A 2774-nucleotide genomic window follows, 5' to 3' on the forward strand; every position below is an offset into this window, starting at 1 on the left:
CTACGCATCGTCCGGACGGAGACGTCCGGGACGATCCAATTCGAAACCTCGGCGCGCCGTTCCCGCCGGAGGGGACCGCCGCCGATCGCCCGGCGAAGGGGATCACCCTCCTCACCCCGGGCTTTCCCTGACCGCCCCGGCGCCCCGTCCGGGATCCAGGGCGCCGCGCCGAGGTTTCGAATTGGATCGTCCCGGACGTCTCCGTCCGGACGATGCGTAGCTTGGACACCGCATGCCCGACGCCACCCTCCTCGATCAGGTCAAGGATTTCGCCAACCGCGCGGACCCCTATCCGATCTACGCCAAGCTGCGGGAGCATCCGGTCTCGCGTCAGGACGACGGGACCGAGGCCGGCACCTGGGTGGCCGCCACCCACGGCGCCATCTCGAGCCTGCTGCACGACCCGCGGGTCAGCTCCGAGACCCTGCCCCCGGCCGACCGGCCGCGCACCGGCAACCCCCTCACCGACCTGATCGTCAAGCCGCTCAAGGACTGGATGATGGACCGGCACCGGGTCTTCATCTTCCGCGACCCGCCGGACCACGACGTCCTGCGGGCCTCCGTGATGCACCAGTTCTCCCGCGCGCGCGTCCAGGCGATGCGGGCCCGCTCCGAACGGCTGGTGGCCGACCTGCTGAACGAGAAGTGCGGCGCCCGGGAGATCGACGCGGTCGACGACCTCGCCTACCCGCTGCCGGTCACGGTGATCTGCGAGCTGTTCGGCGTGCCCCGGGAGGACGAGCCGAAGTTCCACGGCTGGGCGACCCAGCTCGCCACCGCCCTCGAGCCCGACAGCCTGTCCGATCGGGAGATCCGCGACGCGAATAGCCGGACCTTCGACGCGATCGGCGGCTACATGGCCGACCTGATCAAGGAGAAGCGCCGGCATCCGCAGGACGACATGCTCTCGGGGCTCGCCAACGAGGCGACGCCGGAGGGCGCCAAGATGGGCGATTACGACCTGATCGCCACCTCGATCCTGATGCTGGTGGCAGGCCACGAGACCACCGTGAACCTCATCACCAACGGGCTGCTGACGCTGCTTCGCCACCCCGACGAGCTGGAGCGCCTGCGGCAGGATCCCCGCCGCGCCCCGCGCGTCATCGAAGAGCTGCTGCGCTACGAGCCCCCCGTGCAGTTCCGGACCCGCAGGACCCTGTCGGCCATCGACGTCGCCGGCGTCACGATCCCCGAGGGCGCCGACCTCGTCCTGCTGCTCGCCTCCGGCAACCGCGACGGCGCCGTCTTCCCGGATCCCGACCGCTTCGATCCCGACCGCGCCGGCATCCGCCACCTCGGCTTCGGCGGCAGCCTCCATTACTGCGTCGGCGCCCCGCTCGCCCGGTTCGAGGCCGAGGCGGCGCTCACCGCCCTGGCGAGCCGGCTCAAGGCCCCCCGGCTGATCGAAGACCCGCCGCCCTACCGCTCCGGAGCCGCCCTGCGCGGGCCGGAACATCTCCGGGTGGCGATCGACGGGATTCTTTGATTGTCTTTGGTGCAGGTTACAGACCGAGGCTGAACTTCGTAGGCGTTCCCTCAGGACGAAGCGCGGGTTCCCCTCGCCCCGCAAGCCTGGCGGATTCACACATCGGGGTCGGCAGAATACGCTGGAGACACCGCGGCTCTCCCTCCCCCGCAGAGGGGGGAGGGAGCGCGCACCTTCCCTTCCGGATCAGGATCTGCCGGTACCGGCATGTTACCAAAGTGAGATGTGTGAATCCGCAAGCCCCGCAAGCGGCGCGAGGAGAGCACCTCTTCAACGCGCCGGAGAGAAAGCTTAGGCCACCCTCTCAGGCGGCTTTGACCGCGGCCAGGAACGTGGTCACCTCCTGGCCCAGCCCGGAGGCGTAGCGCGCCAGATCCTGCGCGGCGCTCAGCACCTGGCTGGCGGCGGCGCCGGTCTCCCCGGCGGCTTCCCGGACCTCGGCGATGTCGGCGCTGACGGCCTGCGTCCCCTGCGCGGCCTGGGTGACGTTGCGGACGATCTCGCTCGTGGCCGCGCCCTGCTCCTCCATGGCGGCGGCCACGCTCAGGGCGACCGTGCGCATGGCGTCGATCGTACCCCCGATCGTCCGGATCGACTCGACGGCGTGCCGGGTCTCGCTCTGGATCGCGGCGATCTGATGGGCGATCGTGTCGGTGGCCTTGGCGGTCTGGGCCGCCAGGGCCTTCACCTCGCCGGCCACGACGGCAAAACCCTTGCCGGCCTCCCCGGCCCGGGCGGCCTCGATGGTGGCGTTGAGCGCCAGCAGGTTGGTCTGCCCGGCGATGCCGGCGATCAGGCCCATCACCTCGCTGATCTGGTCCGTGCCCCGGGACAAGACCTGCATCAGGTTGTTCGTGCGGGCTGCGTCGACGCTGGCCTGGTCGGCCATCGTGGAGGACTGGGCGACGCGGGACGCGATCTCCTGGATCGAGGCGGACATCTCCTCGCTGGCGGCGGCCACGGTCTCGACGTTGCTCGACGTCTGCTCCGAGGCGGCCGTGACACGCCCGGACTGGTCGGTGGTGCGGTGGGCCGTGCGGGTCATCTCCCGGGCGGTGGCCTCCATCTCAACGGCGGCCGCCGACAGGCTCTGGGTCAGCGCGCCGACATGGGCGTCGAACCGGCCGGTGAGTTCGTCCAGCGCCTGGGCGCGGCGCATTTTGGCGGCGTTCTCGGCGGCGGCGGCCGTCTCGGCGTCCCGCTTGGCGATCAGCGCGTCCTTGAAGACCTGTACGGCCCGGGCCATCGCGCCGACCTCGTCGCCGCGTTGCTGGTCCGCCACCGGCAC

At 70.9% G+C, this 2774-nt stretch carries 2 protein-coding genes; one reads left to right on the plus strand and one right to left on the minus strand.

Annotated features, from left to right (window positions below):
• Positions 1–232: 232 nt before the first annotated feature.
• Positions 233–1486, plus strand: a complete 1254-nt coding sequence (locus FV228_RS25915) for a cytochrome P450 (RefSeq protein ID WP_147857163.1) — start codon at positions 233–235, stop codon at positions 1484–1486.
• A 304-nt stretch (positions 1487–1790) separates the two neighbouring features.
• Here the strand turns inward: FV228_RS25915 and FV228_RS25920 are convergent.
• The coding region (locus tag FV228_RS25920) for a methyl-accepting chemotaxis protein (protein WP_246694033.1) at positions 1791–2774 on the minus strand (984 nt) is incomplete at its 5' end.

It is taken from the genome of Methylobacterium sp. WL18 (assembly GCF_008040015.1).
Classification (GTDB): domain Bacteria; phylum Pseudomonadota; class Alphaproteobacteria; order Rhizobiales; family Beijerinckiaceae; genus Methylobacterium; species Methylobacterium mesophilicum.